The sequence below is a fragment of the Shinella sp. 838 genome (assembly GCF_029623935.1).
Lineage (GTDB): Bacteria > Pseudomonadota > Alphaproteobacteria > Rhizobiales > Rhizobiaceae > Shinella.
In genome coordinates this window covers 353,521-371,991 of the sequence record NZ_JARSBQ010000003.1, presented here as the reverse complement: position 1 = coordinate 371,991, position 18,471 = coordinate 353,521, and the positions used below count along the sequence as shown (strand labels likewise).

The 18,471-nt window shown below is 65.1% G+C and carries 15 protein-coding genes; 9 read left to right on the top strand and 6 right to left on the bottom strand.

The genetic code is table 11. The annotated features are described in order from the left end of the window. The first annotated feature begins 56 nt into the window (after positions 1 to 56). Entirely contained in the window at positions 57 to 254 is a 198-nt protein-coding gene (locus P9A16_RS13320; RefSeq protein ID WP_023512402.1) for a DUF2934 domain-containing protein, read from the top strand. 22 nt (positions 255 to 276) lie between these two features. On the opposite strand, the gene P9A16_RS13315 is transcribed toward P9A16_RS13320, so the two are convergent. The 3 genes from P9A16_RS13315 to P9A16_RS13305 are packed head-to-tail and all read right to left on the bottom strand — an operon-like array spanning position 277 to position 2,447. Further along, a complete protein-coding gene (locus tag P9A16_RS13315; protein WP_278025727.1) occupies positions 277 to 1,638 on the bottom strand; it encodes an MATE family efflux transporter in 1,362 nt (453 codons plus the stop codon). Between the two features lie 60 nt (positions 1,639 to 1,698). Then, positions 1,699 to 2,178 (bottom strand): CAP domain-containing protein, encoded by a 480-nt coding sequence (locus P9A16_RS13310; protein ID WP_023512404.1) that lies wholly within the window; start codon positions 2,176 to 2,178, stop codon positions 1,699 to 1,701. A 2-nt stretch (positions 2,179 to 2,180) separates the two neighbouring features. Next, on the bottom strand, positions 2,181 to 2,447 hold the full coding sequence (locus P9A16_RS13305) for a DUF6460 domain-containing protein (RefSeq protein ID WP_023512405.1): 267 nt from the start codon (positions 2,445 to 2,447) through the stop codon (positions 2,181 to 2,183). Between the two features lie 144 nt (positions 2,448 to 2,591). On the opposite strand from P9A16_RS13305, the gene P9A16_RS13300 reads away from it, so the two are divergent. The 6 genes from P9A16_RS13300 (at position 2,592) to P9A16_RS13275 (ending at position 8,717) form a co-directional block, all read left to right on the top strand. After that, positions 2,592 to 3,533, top strand: coding sequence for a methyltransferase domain-containing protein (locus tag P9A16_RS13300; RefSeq protein WP_023512406.1), 942 nt, complete (start codon positions 2,592 to 2,594; stop codon positions 3,531 to 3,533). A 65-nt stretch (positions 3,534 to 3,598) separates the two neighbouring features. Beyond that, positions 3,599 to 4,234, top strand: coding sequence for a YitT family protein (locus P9A16_RS13295; RefSeq protein WP_023512407.1), 636 nt, complete (start codon positions 3,599 to 3,601; stop codon positions 4,232 to 4,234). A 56-nt stretch (positions 4,235 to 4,290) separates the two neighbouring features. Beyond that, positions 4,291 to 6,816, top strand: coding sequence for a ligase-associated DNA damage response DEXH box helicase (locus tag P9A16_RS13290; protein WP_023512408.1), 2,526 nt, complete (start codon positions 4,291 to 4,293; stop codon positions 6,814 to 6,816). A gap of 30 nt (positions 6,817 to 6,846) precedes the next feature. Then, positions 6,847 to 7,572 carry a ligase-associated DNA damage response endonuclease PdeM gene (pdeM, locus tag P9A16_RS13285; protein ID WP_023512409.1) on the top strand — a complete coding sequence of 242 codons (726 nt, stop codon included), beginning with the start codon at positions 6,847 to 6,849 and terminating at the stop codon, positions 7,570 to 7,572. Between the two features lie 120 nt (positions 7,573 to 7,692). Beyond that, positions 7,693 to 8,199, top strand: coding sequence for a winged helix-turn-helix transcriptional regulator (locus P9A16_RS13280; protein ID WP_278025726.1), 507 nt, complete (start codon positions 7,693 to 7,695; stop codon positions 8,197 to 8,199). Positions 8,200 to 8,276: 77 nt separating this feature from the next. Continuing rightward, positions 8,277 to 8,717, top strand: a complete 441-nt coding sequence (locus P9A16_RS13275) for a universal stress protein (RefSeq protein ID WP_023512411.1) — start codon at positions 8,277 to 8,279, stop codon at positions 8,715 to 8,717. A 3-nt stretch (positions 8,718 to 8,720) separates the two neighbouring features. Here P9A16_RS13275 and P9A16_RS13270 read toward each other — a convergent pair whose 3' ends face one another. The 3 genes from P9A16_RS13270 to P9A16_RS13260 all read right to left on the bottom strand — a co-directional run bounded on the left by P9A16_RS13270 (position 8,721) and on the right by P9A16_RS13260 (position 14,893). Then, entirely contained in the window at positions 8,721 to 9,515 is a 795-nt protein-coding gene (locus P9A16_RS13270) for a TIGR02186 family protein (protein WP_023512412.1), read from the bottom strand. Then, positions 9,512 to 10,438: a sulfite exporter TauE/SafE family protein gene (locus P9A16_RS13265; RefSeq protein WP_037405922.1), complete on the bottom strand. Its 927-nt coding sequence runs from the start codon at positions 10,436 to 10,438 to the stop codon at positions 9,512 to 9,514. Before P9A16_RS13265 ends, P9A16_RS13270 begins: the two co-directional genes overlap by 4 nt. Before the next feature lie 513 nt (positions 10,439 to 10,951). Next, positions 10,952 to 14,893, bottom strand: a complete 3,942-nt coding sequence (locus P9A16_RS13260) for a peptidoglycan-binding protein (RefSeq protein WP_024270196.1) — start codon at positions 14,891 to 14,893, stop codon at positions 10,952 to 10,954. A 489-nt stretch (positions 14,894 to 15,382) separates the two neighbouring features. On the opposite strand from P9A16_RS13260, the gene P9A16_RS13255 reads away from it, so the two are divergent. Next, positions 15,383 to 17,179, top strand: coding sequence for an acyl-CoA dehydrogenase C-terminal domain-containing protein (locus tag P9A16_RS13255; RefSeq protein WP_024270197.1), 1,797 nt, complete (start codon positions 15,383 to 15,385; stop codon positions 17,177 to 17,179). Between the two features lie 66 nt (positions 17,180 to 17,245). Next, positions 17,246 to 18,454: an acetyl-CoA C-acetyltransferase gene (locus tag P9A16_RS13250; RefSeq protein WP_023517082.1), complete on the top strand. Its 1,209-nt coding sequence runs from the start codon at positions 17,246 to 17,248 to the stop codon at positions 18,452 to 18,454. Positions 18,455 to 18,471 lie beyond the last annotated feature (17 nt).

Below are 18,471 nucleotides of genomic sequence, written 5' to 3'. Positions count from 1 at the left end.
GTAGCCTGCACCGATCCCGCCTATAACGGCCAAAAAGGCCAGGAAGGGACGATACCATGGACGACCACGACGAACGGATCCGGCAAAGGGCCCACGAAATCTGGGAAGAAGAAGGCCGCCCGGAAGGCCGTGAATATTCCCACTGGCTGCGCGCCAGGGCCGAAATCCACGAAGAGGATGGCGGCGGCCCGGCCCGGCCCGAAAGGCCCTGGACGATAGCAGGTCTCGGCATCGGCCTCATACAGCCGGTCTGACGATCAACATCCGGGTCGGGGATCAGCTCCGGCCCGGCCTGGAAAACTGCCGTTCTGCAAGCCCCGGCAAGCGCAGAGCCAGGAAAATGCCCCGAAAGGCAAGAAACAGGTTGAGCGACAGCCAGAGCCCGTGATTGCCTAAAAGCGGCACGAAGACGGCAAGCGACAGCAGATACCCGACAAAGGCCAGCAGCATCATGTTGCGCATGGCCGTCGACCAGGTCGCACCGATATAGACCCCGTCCATCTGGAAGGCGAGAGCACCGACAACCGCCGTCAATGCGGCCCAGGGCAAATACTTCGCCGCCTCCACCTGCACGCTTTCTGTGGTCGTCAGCAGGCCGATCACATCCGTTCCAAAGGCGAGGAAGAGCAGCGTGGTGACGAAGCCGAGGCCGAAGGACCAGAACACGGTGAGCTTGACGGCCCGGTCGAAGGCCGGACGGAAATTCGCACCGAAGGCCCGGCCGACGAGCTGTTCGGCGGCATTCGAAAGACCGTCGAGATAATAGCCGGCGACGAGGAAGATGTTCATCAGCACCGCATTGGCCGCCAGCATCAGCGGACCGAACGAGGAACCGATGCGCGTCATGATGGCGAAGGAGCCGATCAGCACGAAGGTCCGGATCATGATGTCGCGGTTGAGCGAGAACAGGGCCCGAAGCCTATCCCGGGCAAGGACCTCCGCACGGGAAGGCCGGTGCGCCCGGTTGAAACGGGAGACGACGATGCAGAAGCCGGCAAGCGCACCGATCGCCTCACCGGCAAAGGTACCCCAGGCGATGCCGGCAATGCCCCAGCCGAACCAGAGGCCAAGCACGATCGACAACACGATATTGGTGCCGTTGATGATGGCCTGCAGCATCAGCCCCATCAGGCTCTGCCCGCGGCCAAGCACGAAGCCGAGCAGGGCATAGTTGGCGAGCGCCATGGGCGCGGCAAGCACGCGGATCATGAAATAGGTCGATGTCACCTCCGCGACGCCGGGCGACGGCGCCATCAGGAAGAGGCCGGCGGACAACAGAAGGGGCGACAGCAGGGCTATGGCGAGCCCGCAACAGAGCGCGATGACGAGTGCACGCCAATAGACCGCCTGCTCTTCCCTTGGATCGCCGCGGCCGAAGGCCTGGGCGACGAGGCCGGTGGTGGAAGCGCGCAGGAAGTTGAAACTGCCGAGCAGAAGGTCGAAGAGCACGGCGCCGATGGCAAGGCCTGCAAGCGCATCCGCAGAACCGAGCCGTCCGGCGACAGCCGTATCGGTCAGCCCCATCAGCGGCGTCGTCAGGAAGCCGAGCGTCATCGGGATAGCGATCGACAGCACGAGCCGGTGCGTCACCTCGAAGGGGCCGGCTCCCTCGTTGCCGTTTGCGGTCGCTGTACTCACGATCCTTCCCCCCTACGCCACCCCAACCTGCCACTCCCCCCGAGCGACCGGCCGGCTCTTTCAGCTTGACAACACCATCGCCCAGTAGGGCCGGTTGCCGGACGCCGGATTGGAGACGACCGCGACGCCCAGCCCGCGGTAGTTCGCCCCCAACATGTTTTCCAAATGTTTCGGCGAACGATACCAGGCCTCGAAGGCTTCGGCCGCGTTGTCCTGGCCGACGGCGATATTCTCCGCTGCCGGCAGCGGCACCTCCATACCCTTCATGCGCTTCAGGAAATTCGCGCCGAAGCCGATATTGTGTTCCATCTTGCCCGCACTCGCCATGCGGCTTGCCTGGTCCATGGCCGCACGCTGCGCCGCCGTGTCGAGCGATAGCGGCGCAAGGCCGCGCTCGGCCCGGATCTTGTTGACGAAGGAGAGCGAAGCCGGCGTCTGGTCGCTACCGGTGCCGGCGGAAGGGCTCAGCACGCTGGTGGTGGAACAGCCCGCAGCCAACATGGCGACGGAGGCGGCAAGAATGGCGCGACGGGATATCATGATCAGCGACGATAGCTCAGAACACGGATGAGGATGAAGACAGGCACCACGATAACGGCGCCGAGCAACAGGTAGTCGCCCAGCCGGCCGAGCGTCTTGAAGCCGGTATTCCAGAGGTCGACGATGAAGTCGCGGACGGCAAAGAGGATATCGTCCGGATAGAGCCCGAAGATCGACATCAGGAAGCCCACGGCCACCGACAGGATCAAGAGCTTGATGATCACGCGGATCGGTGTATCGCCGAGGAACCCGTTCACGCCATTCGACATCAGTTGATTCTCCAAAAACTCGTGTCCACTCCAGATAAGCCGTCACCGGTTCCGCGGCAAGCAAGGCGTCCCCGCGAGAATTCGCTTGCCTTTTGCCGCGGCCCTGCCATGTAGCGCCGTCTGTTTTCCCGTTTCCGAGCCCCCATGACGAGCCCGCACTTCTCCTCCGGCGATCTCATCGCCGACCGCCGCGCCGATTATGCCCGCATGTTCGCGGAATCGGGCGAGTTCGCGGAGGCTGCGGAACTCATGGAACAGGCGCTCGAACAGGTGCCCGCCTGGGCTGCCGGCTGGTTCCGGCTCGCCGAATATGCGGAGAAATCGGGCCGGAAGGAGGCGGCGGCCGCCGCCCTCGCGAAGGTCGTCGCCCTCGACCCGGCCGACATCTTCGGCGCCGGCCTGAAACTTGCCGTGCTGGGCGTTGCCGAAACGCCCGCCGCGCCGTCCACCGCCTATGTCGAGCGGCTCTTCGACGACTATGCCGACCGCTTCGACACCGCTCTCGTGCAGCGGCTCGACTATACGGTGCCGCAGACACTCGCCCGGTTGGTGCGCCGGCATGCGGGCGAGGATGCGCATTTCGGCCTCGTCTCGGATATCGGCTGCGGCACCGGCCTCTTCGGCGTGGAACTGCGCGCCAGCGCCGGGCGGCTCGAAGGTTTCGACCTGTCCGCCGGGATGCTGGCCAAGGCGGCGGAGAAGGCGGTCTACGACCATCTCGCGCAGGCGGACCTGTCTTTGCCCGCCGAAAAGAGCGGGCTTTTCGCCAATGCGCCGGAGGAGCGGGCCGACCTCGTCAGCGCGGCCGACGTGCTGATGTATCTCGGCGACCTCGCCGAGGTCTTCCCGAGCGCCGCACGCCTCTTGAAGGCCGACGGCCTCTTCGCCTTTTCCGTCGAGGATGGCGGGATGGACGACACGCCGCTGCTGCGCCCGTCGCTGCGCTATGCCCATCCGGAACGCTTCATCCGCAAAAGGGCCGAGGAGAACGGCCTTGCCATCCTCGCCATGGAGAAGAGCGTGATCCGGCAGGATGCCGGCCAGCCGGTGCATGGGTTGCTCTTCCTTGCGAAGCGCGAGGCTTAGCCGAAGGCAGCGCTTGCGCCGGTCATGGCGCCCTATACAACAGAAGAAACCCTCGGAGATCTGGCATGGACGGCGACAAACGGCGTTTCGGCTTCTGGAACCCCACCCCCACCCGCCATACGCCGCTGGAAGACGCACAGGGCCTGTTCGCCAGCAGCATGATTGCCGCGCTCGGCCTTGCCCTGATGGGCAGCGCCGGACTGGTGGCGAGCGGCACCGCCGGCGTCGCCTTCGTGCTGCATTACCTGACGGGCGTGAGCTTCGGTCTCTATTACACCGTCGTGAACATCCCTTTCTACGTCCTCGCGCTGAAGCGCCTCGGCTGGGCCTTCACGATCAAGACGGTGCTGGCGGTGACGATGACCTCGCTGATCACCGAGCTGCAACCGCATTTCGTGACCATCGAGAGCATCGATCCGATGTGGACGGCGGTGCTGGCGGGCATCCTGCTCGGCTTCGGCCTGCTCGGCCTCTATCGCCACCGCGCCAGCCTCGGCGGCATCGGCGTTCTCGCCGTCTACATGCAGGAGCGTTTCGGTATCCGTGCCGGTCTCGTGCAGCTCGCCTTCGACGTCGTCGTGCTCATCGCGGCCTTCTCGGTGGCCGCGCCCTTCATCGTGCTCTGCTCGGTGGTCGGCGCGCTGGTGCTCAACCTCTTCCTGACGGTCAATCACCGCGCCGACCGCTACATCGCCATGTGAGGCTAATTTTTCCGGGGACCGCTTCACATTCGACCAGCGGTCACTAGCTTAGGCCGGTGAGCATCATCGATTCTGCCGCCGGCCCCAGCCTCCTGCCCTCCACCTTCGCCGCCTGGTTCTCGGCCAAGGGATGGCAGCCGCGTGCGCATCAGATGGAGCTGCTCACGCGGGCGACGGCGGGCGAAAGCCTGCTGCTCATCGCCCCGACCGGCGCCGGCAAGACGCTCGCCGGCTTCCTGCCGGCCCTTACCGACCTCACACGCCGCGGCAGGATTCCGCCCGGCAGCGCCTTCACCGGCATCCACACGCTCTACATCTCGCCGCTAAAGGCGCTCGTGGTCGATATCGAGCGGAACCTGATGAAACCCGTCGAGGAGATGGGCCTGCCCATCACCATCGAGACGCGCACCGGCGACACACCGCAGGCCAAGCGCCAGCGCCAGCGCCTCAATCCGCCCGACATCCTGCTGACGACGCCCGAGCAGGTCGCCCTGCTCATCGCCAACGGCGAAGCGCCGCGCTTCTTCAAGGACCTGAAGTACGTGATCTTCGACGAGCTGCATTCGCTCGTCACCTCCAAGCGCGGCCATCTCCTGTCACTGGGGCTCGCGCGGCTGCAGCAGCTTGCACCTGGCCTTCGCACCATCGGCCTGTCGGCCACCGTCGCCGAACCCATGGATCTCCGCCGCTGGCTGGTCGAGCAGCGGCCGGGCGAGGCGCGGCATGCCGGCCTCGTCACGGCGCCGGGCGGGGCGCGGCCGATCATCACCATCCTCAAGAGCAAGGAGCGCGTGCCGTGGTCCGGGCACTCCGCAAAATATGCGATGCCCGAGGTCTACGAGGCGATCCGCGACCACAAGACCTCGCTGCTCTTCGTCAACACGCGCAGCCAGGCGGAAATCCTCTTCCAGGAGCTCTGGAACATCAACGAGGACACACTGCCGATCGCTCTGCACCACGGCTCGCTCGATGTCGGTCAGCGCCGCAAGGTTGAAGCCGCCATGGCGGAAAACCGCCTGCGCGCCGTTGTCGCCACCTCGACGCTCGACCTCGGCATCGACTGGGGCGACGTCGATCTCGTCATCCATGTCGGCGCGCCGAAGGGCGCCTCGCGGCTTGCCCAGCGCATCGGCCGCGCCAACCACCGCATGGACGAGCCGAGCCGGGCGATCCTCGTACCCGCCAACCGCTTCGAGGTGATGGAGTGTCAGGCGGCACTCGACGCCAACTATCTCGGCGCGCAGGATACGCCGCCGGTGGGCGAAGGCGCACTCGACGTTCTCGCCCAGCACGTCCTCGGCATGGCCTGCGCCGCGCCCTTCGACGAGGATGTGCTTTTTGCCGAGATCACCGCCGCCGCACCCTATACCGATCTGCCCCGGGAAAAATTCAGCCGCATCGTCGCCTTCGTCGCCACCGGCGGCTATGCGCTGAAGACCTATGAGCGCTATGCCCGCATCCGCAAGACGCAGGACGGGCTGTGGCGCGTCTCCAATCCACAGGTCGCCCAGCAATACAGGCTTAATCTCGGCACGATCGTCGAAATGCCGATGCTGAACGTGCGCATGGTCAAGCGCGGCGCCAAGGGCGCGATCGGCCGTGGTGGCGCCTCGCTCGGCAAGGTGGAGGAATACTTCCTCGAAATGCTGGCGCCCGGCGATACGTTCCTCTTTTCCGGCAAGGTGCTGCGCTTCGAGGGCATCCGGGAGAACGAGTGTCTCGTTTCCCAGGCGTTTTCGCTCGACCCGAAAGTGCCGGCCTATGCCGGCGGCAAGTTCCCGCTCTCCACCTATCTCGCCGACCAGGTGCGCGGCATGCTGGACGATCCCGACCGCTGGGGCGGCCTGCCCGAGCAGGTGCGCGACTGGCTGGCCTTGCAGCGGGACGTCTCCGCCCTGCCGAAACGCGACGAGCTGCTCATCGAGACCTTTCCACGCGGCAGCCGGCACTACATGGTCGCCTATCCGTTCGAAGGGCGGCTGGCGCACCAGACACTCGGCATGCTGCTGACGCGCCGGCTGGAGCGGACCGGCCGCCGGCCGCTCGGCTTCGTCGCCACGGACTATTCGCTTGCCGTCTGGGCGCTCGACGACCTCGGCTACAACTTTGCCGTGGAGCGGCCGTCGCTGGCAGAGCTCTTCGACGAGGACATGCTGGGCGACGACCTCGAAGCCTGGCTCGACGAAAGCTTCATGCTGAAGCGCACCTTCCGCAATTGCGCCGTGATCGCCGGACTTATCGAGCAGCGCCACCCGGGCAAGGAAAAGACCGGACGGCAGATCACCGTTTCCGCCGACCTGATCTACGACGTGCTGAGAAGCCACGAGCCGGACCACATCCTGCTCGAAGCCACGCGCAACGATGCGGCGGCAGGGCTTTTGGATATTCAGCGATTGGGCGATATGCTGGCACGAATCAAGGGTCACATCACCCATCGTCGGCTCGACCGCATCTCACCGCTCGCCGTGCCGATCATGCTGGAAATCGGCAAGGAACCGGTGGCAGGCGAGGCACAGGATTCCCTGCTGGCGGAAGCGGCGGAGGACCTGATCGCCGAGGCGATGGGCGAGGCCGTTATCTGAAGGTCCATTTAGAGGGATTGAACGACAGGCATGCAGAGGCTCGCGCTGGCATCGGCGAAGATCGAGGATTTCGGCGCCGTTTCGGCCCGCACCGTTGTGGCGGGCGTCGAAGCGGTGTGTGATCCGCTGGGCGCGCTCTACCTGCCGGAAACCCGCCTTCTCGTCGTCTCGGACCTGCATCTGGAAAAGGGCGCCGCCTTCGCACGGCGCGGCATGATGCTGCCGCCCTACGACACGCTCGCCACGCTCAAGGTACTCGAAGCCGTCATCCTCAGGCACGATCCGGCGATCGTCGTCAGCCTCGGCGACAATTTCCACGACCGCGTCGGTTCGGCCCACCTGCCGGACATGTTCCGCACGAAGATCGCCGATCTGGCACGCGGGCGTGACTGGATCTGGATCAACGGCAACCACGATCCCGACGGGACGGTGGACCTGCCCGGCCAGTCGGCCGACGAGCTGCACTATGCGGGTCTTGTCTTCCGGCACGAGCCATCACTGATTTCACCTGCCGGCGAGATTGCAGGGCACCTCCATCCGGCCGCCACCGTCATCCGCCGGGAGAAGGCCGTGCGCCGACCCTGTTTTGCGACCGACGGGCGACGCCTGCTGATGCCCGCCTTCGGCCTGATGACGGGCGGGCTGGACCTGCGCCACAAAGCGATGACCGGCCTTTTCGAGCGGCCAAACCTCGTCGCCCACATGCTCGGTCGTGATCGCATCTATTCCGTACGCTTCTCCAACCTAGTCGGCTGAGCGCCCCGGCGTGCCAACACCGCGCGCGTTTCGCACTGCGGCTTCGCACCGGACATGATCTCAGCGGCTTGATGGGCGCCCGAACCGCTTGTAACATGCAAGCAGTTCCTGGAGAGCCCGATGAAAGACACCTACCGCTCCGGCTGCCCGATCAACCTGACGCTTGAAATCCTCGGCGACCGCTGGAGCCTGATCGTGCTGCGCGACATGATGTTCGGCAACCGTCGCCACTTCCGCGAGCTCCTGACGAAATCGGAGGAAGGCATCGCCTCCAACATCCTGGCGGACCGGCTGCGCCGCCTCGTCGAGGAAGGCATCGTCAGCAAGGCGGACGATCCGAGCCACAAGCAGAAGGCGCTCTACAGCCTCACCGAGATGGGCATCGCTCTTGTGCCGGTCTTCGCCATGATGGGTGCCTGGGGCCGGCGCTTCCTGCCGGTGACGGAGGACCTGTCGATCCGTGCGGAACTGCTGGAAGAGGGAGGCCCGCCTCTGTGGGAGGCCTTCATGGAGGAGCTGCGCGCAATCCACCTCGGCGCGCCGCGCCCTGCCCGCTCGGTCTTCAACGAGCAGCAGACCGCCTATGCGGCGACAGTTGCCCGCAACATGGCTGCAACCAGCGCTTGACGAAAGCGTTGCGGTTGATTTCCATCAAGGCAGCGCCGGACGCCGGTTCTAGTCTGGGCAAAAAAGGAGGCTGCACCATGTACAAGCATATCCTCGTTCCCACGGATGGGTCCGACATGTCTTCCGCCGCCATCGACCAGGCGCTCCAGCTCGCCAAGACGCTCGGCGCCAGGGTGACGGTTTTGACGGTAGCCGAACCGCTGCACTTCCTTCCCGTGACGCCCGGCGCGACCGTCAATCTCAGGACGGATTACGAAGCGCATGTGAAGGAGGATGGCATCCGCATCCTCGGTGCAGTCGAGGCAAAGGCGAACACCGCCGGCGTGGCAGTGGAGACACTGCAGGTGACGGCGGGCGATGCCTGGCAGGCGATCGTCGACACCGCCAAGGCAAAGGGCTGCGACCTCATCGCCATGGCCTCGCACGGCCGGCGCGGCGTCAGCGCCTTCCTGATGGGCAGCGTCACGACGAAGGTACTCAGCCACGCCAAGGTGCCTGTCCTCGTCTACCGCTCCTGACGCTCAGTCCTTGCGGAAGACGACGCTGGCGAGCCAGCCGGTCAGCAGCGCAAGGATGACGGAGAAGGCACCATAGGCCAGCGAGTTGTTGTAGGCGGCATTGGAGATCATCTGCTCGATGCCCGTCTTCATCACACGCAGCGGCAGCGCCTTCTCGGCGATGAAGACGCCGTCACGGAAGAGGTGCGCCCGCACGACATGGGTGCCGTTCGGCACGCTGGCCGGCAGCTTGACCGTTGCCTTGAACAGGCTCGCGCTGATGAACTGTACGCCGCCCGGGTCGCGCTGGTAGAAGCCGCCGCTTTCCTTGAGGCGCCGGAAGGCCTCGCGGAATTCCGTGATTTTGCTGCCGTCGCCGACATAGCCGATCGGCGACAGGCGGATATGCTGGATGCCGACGCCGACGCCGTTGAGCATGGCCGGTTCGGCAATCGTCTCCACGTCCCGGGTACTCGACAGCGAATAGGATTCCGGCACAAGCTCGAAGGTCATCGAGCGGCGGTTGACCCAGATGCCGAAGACCCGCTCCTTGACGCGCACCGTATTGTTGTCCTTCGGCCCTTCCAGCGCCACGACGATATCATATTTGCGCTGGGCGAGCAGAGACGGATCATAGCCTTCGATGGCGCCGAAGATCGTCAGATCCGCGCCGCGGAAATCCGAGGAGATCGCAATCTCGTCCGTGGAGATGCCGATCTCAAGCTTTTCCGGGAAATCGACCGGCTTGTCTTCCAGCACCTGGGCGGCGGCGGGAAGGACGAGGAACAGGCCGAGGAGCAGGGCAGCGACGGCTCTCATCGATAGACCCCCTCGCTCACCACGGAATAGATATCGGCCGGCGCAACGACGAGATCGACGGCAAGGCGGGCCCCGACGGCGAGGACGAGCAGCGCCAGCAGGGCGCGCAGCTGTTCGCCGCGCAGCTTCTGGCCGACGCGCACGCCGTACTGCGCGCCGATGACGCCCGCCACCATCAGGATGAAGGCGAGCACGATATCGACCGAGTAGTTCGTGGTCGCCTGCACGATCGTCGTATAGGCCGTGACGAAGATGATCTGGAACAGCGAGGTGCCGACGACGACATTGGTCGGGATGCGCAGGAGATAGATCATGGCCGGCACCATGATGAAGCCGCCGCCGACACCCATGATGGACGTGAGGATGCCGATGCCGAAGCCGAGGCCGACGACCGGGATGATGGACAGGTAGATCTTCGACTTCTTGAAGCGCATCTTCAAAGGCAGGCGATGCACCCAGCTGTGCTGGCCGGGCCGGCGCAGCGAGACCGGCTGGTTTTTCGCCGCGCGGCGCAGCGCCCGGATGCTTTCAAGCAGCATCAGGGTGCCGACGGTGCCGAGCAGCACGACATAGAGCAGCGAGATGACGAGATCGAGCTGGCCGATACTGCGCAAGAGCGAGAAGATCCAGATACCGACCGTGGCGCCTGCCAGGCCGCCGAAGAGCAGCACCGTGCCGAGCTTCACATCCAGCGTGCCGCGCCGGAAATGCGAGAGCGCGCCCGATATTGAGGAGGCGACGACCTGGTTGGCGCCCGTCGCAACGGCGACAATCGGCGGGATGTTGTAGAAGATGAGGAGTGGTGTGATGAGGAAGCCGCCGCCGACCCCGAACATGCCGGAGAGGAAGCCGACGGCCGCGCCCATGCCCAGAATGATGAAAATGTTCACCGAGAGCTCTGCAATGGGCAGATAGACAGTCACAACAATACCCCGATCGGCAAATTTCCGCTTGCGCGGGCTCATAACATCCGGCGGCCGCTGTCCGTTTCGCCTGCCGTCGCGGCTCCCCTCCGGCAGGCTGCGCATATGCGGAAGCGCCCCGCCGCATAACGGAGAGCCCCTCCGGCGGCCGGTTGCGCCTTGCATCACGCAAGGATCGGTCACGGGGCGCTGCCTTCCGGCGCACCCTGTTCATTTGTACAGTTCCGGACGCAAAACCGCGTTTTGCATGCCAGCTGGAACTGCGCTTGCCACCTTCTTCAATGATAACGTTTCTCGAGCGCGTATCATCTTGGGGCGGCATGAAAATTTCTACCGCATCATTCCTGAAATCGGGGCCGATTTAAGGATGAAATCCTGCGGCAAATACAAAATGCCACAGCGTCCGTAGCACATCGTGAACGGTGTGCCGCGCTGTGGTGAGCGTCATGCCCGCAGGGTAGGGACAAGTCAACCGGAGAAGCCGTTTTCGAGGCCCCTCCGGCAGTCTGCCGATCAGCTCGGCTGCTTGTTGCGCTTCAGGAGTTCCGTCACCAGCGCATCGTCGATCTCGCCGGTTTCCTTCTGGCCGACGGACTTCTGGAAGGCCTTGATGGCGGCGACCGTCTTCTTGCCCATCGCACCATCAGGCGTACCGGCGTTGAAGCCGTTGTTGTTGAGGATCGCCTGTATGTTGCGGATCGCCTTCTTCATGTCGACGCTGGCGGTCTTGGTCGGCTTGCCGACCCATTCGTCGGGCAGGTCCGCCGAGTTGGTCTTCTCGTCGAGAGGCTGCGCCTTCCACAGTTCCACCTTGGCCTTGGCGCTGGAAAGCTGCTCGGGAGCCATGGCATTGGCCACCTCGTCGCGCTTCAGCCCCGCATCGCTGTCGCCATCGCGAGCGGCGATGGCAAACCACTTGTAGGATTCTTCCAGGTCCTGCTTCACGCCGTTGCCGCGCGCATAGAGGATGGCGAGGTTGAACTGGCTGTCGCGCACACCAAACTCGGAGGCTTTCTGGAACCACTTGGCGGCAGCGTCAAAGTCCGGCTGCTGGGTGCCGACACCCGTCGCCAGCAAGACGGCGAGATTGTGCATGGCGCTCGCATTGCCCTTGTTCGCCGCGATCTCATAGAGTTCCCGGGCACGCGGCAGGTCACGCTCGACACCCTGGCCCTTCTCGTAGAGGTTGGCAAGGCGGTACTCGGCGGGCGCAAAGCCGCGGGCAGCGGACAGCTCGTACCAGCGGGCGGCTTCCGCAAGATCCGTCGCAACGCCACGGCCTTCCGTGTAACGCGCGCCAATCTCGAACAGCGCCAGCGCATCGCCCTCCGTCGCCGCCTTGGAGAGCGAGGCCGGGGTGATTGCTTCCGGAACCACGATTGCGGCTGTCTGCGTCTGGTCGACCGGCTGGGTCTCCTCGGCGACGGCGGTTTCCGGCGCCGTCACCGGCTCGAAGCCGGCAGTGGCCGCACCATCGGTCGTTTCAGCCGGAGCCGTCAGAGCTTGGCTGCCGGTGGCGGATGTCTGGGTCGGTGTCGGCTCGGCGCCGGCATTCGTCTGCGTATCACCAAGATTGCGCGCATCCCCGCTCTCGACATTGCCGCTTTCGACGGGAGCCGGATCCGTCACGACCTCCTCGCTGACGACGGGCGCTGCAGCGGTATTGGCGGTCACAGCCTCGCCGGTGCCCGTCGTGGTCTCGACCGGGGCCGTCTCGTTCGTGACGTTGGCGGTCTGCTCGACAATGACCGGAGCCTCGTCGCCGGCCACCAGCGTGTTGATCAGCGGATAGGACATGATCGCCAGCAGCACGGCGCCGACGGCGAGCAGGATCGGCCGGCGGTGGCGCGACAGCGCCGAAGCAGGCTTCTCGCCCTTTGCCAGCTTTTCCGTCTTCTTGGCGGGCGCGACGCGGGAGATCGTGTCCGTCTCTTCGGCAGCAAGCCGGGCAGCACGGCGGGCAGCAGCGATCTGAATGGCCACACGATCGCCTTCGCCACCTGCCGTCGTTTGCGTGGCCGAAGCCTGGCCGGCACGAACGCGTTCAAGGATACGGCGGACGTCAGGCACGCCGGAGCCCGGCTCCAGCAGCTGGTTCGCCTCTTCCGGCGCGAGTTCGTCCGTGGGATCGATCGAGGGTGTCGGATCGATCTGCTGGCGTTCGACCGGCAGAGCGGTTTCCTTGCGGCCGGGCGCAAAGCGGCGCTTCAGGCCGGCGAGCAGGCCGGTCTTGGGCTGAGCTCCAGCCGGCTGGTCGGCGGAGAGAGCAACGGGCTCGTCCGACAGTGCCTCTTCCGGGGCCGGACGCTCGGGAACGGGAATGTTCTCGACCTCGATCTCGGCGAAGCGGCTTTCCTCCTGCGTCGCCTCGGCTTCGGCCTTGCGGGTCTCGCGGGTGCCGAAGCCGTCGTCGTCAAAAGGGTAGTCGTTGCCGTAGATGCTGGAGGCGGGGGCGGCGTGGCGCTCCACATCCATCGCCGGCATTTCGGCGCGCGGCATGGTTGCCTCGCGGCGACCGAAGGTTTCGCGCGGGGCGTCGAGCTGCTCGAGGCGGCCGGCGATCTGCACCAGCGTGTCGTGCAGCGCATCGAAGGTGCGCGCAGTGCGCTCCTCGCTCGAGCGGGTCAGTTCCTCCAGTGCGCGCAGGTCATCGGCAAGGCCGGCGATCGCTTCCATGTCAGTGCTGGCCGCCGCCGTCGGGCCGGCGTGGCGGTAGGCCTCCATCACGGCTTCCGCCGCCTGGCGGGCGGCCTCGACGATGTATTCGTCGTTGGTCGCCATGTAGTCCTCGATCGTCGCGAGACGGCCCTCGAATTCGGAGGGGACTTGCGCGACGGCGGCGGACGGCGTGCTGATCAGCGTGGAAAGATGCGCGATCTGCGCCTCCAGGCCACGCAATGCCTCGTGATCGCCCACCGGCGCGACGCTGGTCGCATCGAGGCGGTCGGCAATCGCCGAGAGGCGATCCTCGATATGGGCGAACCGGTCTTCCTGGAACGGGCTGCCGGTCGGTGCGTCGAGATTGTCGATGCGCCGGGCAAGCGCGTCCAGCCGCTCGGCGAGCTGGTCGTTGACGCTGCCCTGGTCGAGCGCGTCGATCTTGCGGGAAATGTCGGAAAGGTAATAGGCAAGCTCATCGTTGCCCTGGGCGGGAGCGACCTGCTGGCTTTGCTCCAGCATCTGCGAGAGCTGCTCGATACGCTCTTCGAGACGAAGCGCCGTGCGTTCGTTCGACAGGTCCTCGATGCGGCTCGCGAGTGCTTCGATGCGCAAGGAGAGGCCCTGGTCCGGTGCGGGCGCCGGGCGCTGGGCAATGAAATCGAGCTGGTCGGCGAGATCGGCGATGCGGCCTTCGAGGCGCTGCATCATGCCGTTGTCGGCCATGGCCGACTGCTGCATGCGGCCGGCCGCGGCAATCGCCCGGCTGATCTCGTCGAGGCGGGCGTCCAGCCCTTCGAACTGCGAGGTGACGGCCGAGACGAAGCGGCCATCATCCGGCTGCGCCTGGCGTGCCAGCATGTCGATGGCGCGGGCGATGGTCTCGATCTTGCCTTCCAGCGCATGGATGGCCGGCGTGGCGCTGACCGCGCCGATCTGGCCCTTCAGCTCGTCCAGCCGATAGGCAAGAGCCACCAGTTCGTCGTCGCGCGTCTGGTCGAAGACGGAGAGCCTCTTCTCGACGCCGTTCCAGCGATCCTCCATGCGCCGTACGGAATCCTCGCGGGCAAGCCCGTCGAGCACGGAGCGCAGTTCGTCGAATTCGACGCGCAGGCCTTCTGCCTGACCGGCCGTCTGGCCGGACTGGTGGCCAAGCTGGTTGATGCCAGTGGAAAGCCGCAGCAGCTCCTCGCGCAGGTCGTCATTGTTGTTGCGGCCCTCGGCCATCTGGCGGATGCCTCGGATTTCCGAGCGCAGCGACTGCATCTCGCGTTCCAGCCCGTCGGCGATATCCTTCTTCAGGTCCTGACGCAGCGAGACGAGTGCCTTGGCGATGTCCTCGACGGAATTGTCCGCGCGGGCGGGTGCGGTCTGCTGGTGGCCATAGGCCGGATGCGCCTGCTGGCCGCCATAAGCGGCCGCCGTTTGCTGGCTGCCATAGGCGGCACCAGTCTGCGGGCCGCCATAGGCGGTATGGGCCTGCTGGGCGGCGGCATAGTGGTCGGCCGAGAGCGGGCGGCGCTCCAGACGATGGGCAACGCGTTCGCGGCCGCCTTCGATGGCACGCTGGCGCTGCACGATTTCGGAAACCGGATCGTCGCGCAGCGGGATCGCGCGCGCCGGCTCCTGACGGGGTTGCTCACCGCGCGGCGCGAAACGCTCCTCGCCGCGTCCGCGCGCCTCGCGCCCGCCCGCCATCAGGCCTTCGATACGGGCTTCCAGCCCCTCGATGGTGCGATTGAGCGCATCGAGCGAGGATCTTTCGCCGTGACGCTGCGGGTTTCGCGATCCGTTCATCTTCGCCTCGCTTTGGCGGCCGAGCAGCCTGCCGGGAGATACTTCTGAAGGCGCTGCCGCCCGGCTGCGCCCTTTCTTCCACTCCGGCGGATCTCCGCCGTCAAACACTGCATGTGCCATGGGAAACAGTATCGCCCCTGTCTGTACCGGACCGTCCGTCCGGCCGTTACAAAGGGAAGTCCAAATGATTCCCGATCCCACGCCCTCAGGCGTCACAATTCATGAAACATGGTAAACAAGGGGTTAACTGCCCCGGAAAATTTTTAACGATTTGCTCATAGAATGATCTTCGGGAGGAAAGGCGACCGTTTGCGGCACAACCACAGGCTCCGAACGAACCGTCCGTCGCCGCACCGCCCGCCCGCAGCCCTCCCGACCGACGAAATTTCTTCGCGGCTCTATTTTGACGTTTACGCAAACGTCAAAGTTTTATAGTATCCGATCTCAAGGAGCGGACTCGCGTCCGCGGGACAGGTGAGGACTTCGAGCATGCCGATCTACAAAGCCCCCGTGAATGACACGCTTTTCATCCTGAACGACGTGCTGGCGCTCGAGCGCTACAACAACCTGCCCGGCTTTGCCGATGCAACGGGGGACATGCTGGAGGCGATCGCCGGCGAAGCGGCGAAGGTGGCTGAAGAGGTGCTCTTTCCGGTCAATCTTTCCGGCGACCAGGAAGGCTGCAAGCGTCACGACGATGCCACGGTAAAGACCCCGAAGGGCTTCAAGGAAGCCTTCGACCTCTACCGCCAGGGCGGTTGGATCGGCCTTGCGGTTCCCGAGGAATTCGGTGGCCAGGGCCTTCCCTACGTACTGCACACTGCCGTCGGTGAATATATGTCCTCGGCCAACATGGCGCTTACCATGTATCCCGGCCTGACGCAGGGCGCGATCGCCGCGATCCTCGTGCACGGCTCCGACGAGCAGAAGGCCGCCTATCTGCCGAAGATGGTGGAGGGCGCCTGGACCGGGACCATGAACCTGACGGAGCCCCATTGCGGCACCGACCTCGGCCTGCTGCGCACCAAGGCCGTGCCGCAGGCTGATGGTTCCTACAAGATTTCCGGCCAGAAGATCTTCATCTCGGCCGGCGAGCACGACATGTCCGACAATATCGTCCACCTCGTTCTCGCCCGCATCGAGGGCGCGCCGGAGGGCACCAAGGGCATCTCGCTTTTCATCGTGCCGAAATACATCCTGAAAGACGACGGCACACCGGGCGACCGCAACACGGTTTCCTGCGGTGCCATCGAGCACAAGATGGGCATTCACGGTAACGCCACCTGCGTCATGAACTACGACGAGGCGAAGGGTTTCCTCATTGGCGCGGAGAACAAGGGCCTCAACGCCATGTTCGTCATGATGAACGAGGCCCGTCTTGGTGTCGGCCTGCAGGGCCTGTCAATTGCCGAGATCGCCTATCAGAACGCCGCCAACTATGCCCGCGAGCGCCTGCAGGGCCGCTCGCTCTCCGGCGTCAAAAACCCGAATGGCAAGGCCGATCCCCTCATCGTGCACCCCGACATCCGCCGCACGCTGATGACCATCAAGGCCTGGACCGAGGGCGGCCGCGCCTTCACGCTCTGGACCGCGCTGAAATCCGATATCGCCCACCGCTCCGCCGACGAGAAGGAACGCCAGGCGGCCGACGACATCCTCGGACTGATGACCCCGATCCTCAAGGGCGTCCTGACCGACAAGGGTTTCGATCATGCCGTCATGGCCCAGCAGGTTTTCGGCGGCCACGGTTACATCGAAGAGCACGGCATGAGCCAGTATGTGCGCGACGCGCGCATCGCCATGATCTACGAGGGGGCCAACGGCATCCAGGCGCTCGACCTCGTCGGCCGCAAGCTCGGCATGAACGGCGGGCGCGCCGTCATGACACTCTTCAAGGAGATCGGCGATTTCTGCGAGGAGAACCGCAATGACGAGAGGCTTGCCTTCTTCACCAAGCACCTGAAGAAGGGCTTGAACGACCTTCAGGCCGGAACCATGTGGTTCATGCAGAACGCCATGGCCAAGCCCGACAATGCCGGCGCCGGCTCGACCGACTACATGCACCTCTTCGGCCTCGTCACCGTCGGCTACATGTGGGCGAAGATCGCGAAGGCCGCCGAGGAGGGCCTCGCGGCGGGCGCTGGCGAGCGCGAGAACTTTTTGAAGAACAAGCTGGTCACGGCCAAATTCTTCATGGAGCGCCTGATGCCGGAAACTGGCCTGCGCAAGACCCGCATCGAGGCCGGCGCCGACACAACGATGGAACTGGCAGCCGAAGCGTTCTAGCCTCAAGAATCAGACGACCCGTTGCGAGTTTGACGGCGTTTCAGCGCCGCTAGGGAGAAGAGACCAATGACCGACGTCTTCATCTACGATCATGTGCGCACCCCGCGCGGGCGCGGCAAGAAGGACGGCTCGCTGCACGAAGTGCCGTCCGTGCGCCTCGCCGCCAAGGTGCTGGAAGCGGTGCGCGATCGCAACGGGCTCGATACATCAAAGGTCGACGACATCGTCATGGGCTGCGTCGATCCGGTCATGGATGCCGGCTCCGTCATTCCGAAGGCCGCCGCCTTCGAGGCCGGCTACTCGACCCGCGCGCCGGGTATGCAGATCTCCCGCTTCTGCGCCTCCGGCCTCGATGCGGTGAATTTCGGCGCGGCGAAGATCGCGCAGGGCGCCGACGACATCGTCATTGCCGGCGGCGTGGAGTCGATGTCGCGCGTCGGTCTCGGCATGTCCGGCGGCTCCTGGTTCATGGACCCCTCGGTCAACTTCCCGGCCTATTTCATGCCGCAGGGCGTCTCCGCCGACCTCATCGCCACGAAATACGGCTTTTCCCGCGACGACGTCGACGCCTATGCCGTCGAAAGCCAGAAGCGCGCGGCGCACGCCTGGCAGAACGGCTATTTCAAGAATTCCGTCGTGCCGGTGAAGGACATCAACGACCTCACTATCCTCGCCCATGACGAGCACATGCGCCCCGGCACGGACATGCAGGCGCTCGCCCAGCTCCAGCCGTCCTTCCAGATGCCCGGCGAGATGGGCGGCTTCGAGGCCGTCGCCATCCAGGCCCATCCGGAAATCGAGGGCATCACCTACGTGCACCATGCCGGCAATTCCTCCGGCATCGTCGATGGGGCCGCGGCCGTGCTGCTCGGTTCGAAGGAAGGCGGCAACATTCTCGGGAAGAAGGCGCGCGGCCGCATCAAGGCCTTCGCCAATATCGGCTCCGATCCGGCACTGATGCTGACCGGCCCGGTCGACGTGACGGAAAAGCTGCTCGCCCGCACCGGCATGCAGCTTTCCGACATCGATCTCTTCGAACTCAACGAAGCCTTCGCCGCCGTCGTGCTGCGCTATATGCAGGCCTTCGACATCCCGCACGACAGGATCAACGTCAACGGCGGCGCCATCGCCATGGGCCACCCGCTCGGCGCGACCGGCGCGATGATCCTCGGCACCGTGCTCGACGAACTGGAGCGCCGCGACCTCAACACCGCCCTCGTGACGCTCTGCATCGGCGCGGGCATGGGCACGGCAACGATCATCGAGCGGGTCTGAGGGCGCGCCGATGAAAG

Excerpts from the sequence above, each read along its gene's own strand:
- pdeM (WP_023512409.1), top strand. The coding sequence starts at position 6,847 with ATGCAGAGGCTCGCGCTGGCATCGGCGAAGATCGAGGATTTCGGCGCC.
- P9A16_RS13275 (WP_023512411.1), top strand. The coding sequence starts at position 8,277 with ATGTACAAGCATATCCTCGTTCCCACGGATGGGTCCGACATGTCTTCC.
- P9A16_RS13250 (WP_023517082.1), top strand. The coding sequence starts at position 17,246 with ATGACCGACGTCTTCATCTACGATCATGTGCGCACCCCGCGCGGGCGC.
- P9A16_RS13270 (WP_023512412.1), bottom strand. The coding sequence starts at position 9,515 with ATGAGAGCCGTCGCTGCCCTGCTCCTCGGCCTGTTCCTCGTCCTTCCC.
- P9A16_RS13260 (WP_024270196.1), bottom strand. The coding sequence starts at position 14,893 with ATGAACGGATCGCGAAACCCGCAGCGTCACGGCGAAAGATCCTCGCTC.
- P9A16_RS13295 (WP_023512407.1), top strand. The coding sequence starts at position 3,599 with ATGGACGGCGACAAACGGCGTTTCGGCTTCTGGAACCCCACCCCCACC.
- P9A16_RS13310 (WP_023512404.1), bottom strand. The coding sequence starts at position 2,178 with ATGATATCCCGTCGCGCCATTCTTGCCGCCTCCGTCGCCATGTTGGCT.
- P9A16_RS13280 (WP_278025726.1), top strand. The coding sequence starts at position 7,693 with ATGAAAGACACCTACCGCTCCGGCTGCCCGATCAACCTGACGCTTGAA.
- P9A16_RS13305 (WP_023512405.1), bottom strand. The coding sequence starts at position 2,447 with ATGTCGAATGGCGTGAACGGGTTCCTCGGCGATACACCGATCCGCGTG.
- P9A16_RS13320 (WP_023512402.1), top strand. The coding sequence starts at position 57 with ATGGACGACCACGACGAACGGATCCGGCAAAGGGCCCACGAAATCTGG.
- P9A16_RS13300 (WP_023512406.1), top strand. The coding sequence starts at position 2,592 with ATGACGAGCCCGCACTTCTCCTCCGGCGATCTCATCGCCGACCGCCGC.
- P9A16_RS13255 (WP_024270197.1), top strand. The coding sequence starts at position 15,383 with ATGCCGATCTACAAAGCCCCCGTGAATGACACGCTTTTCATCCTGAAC.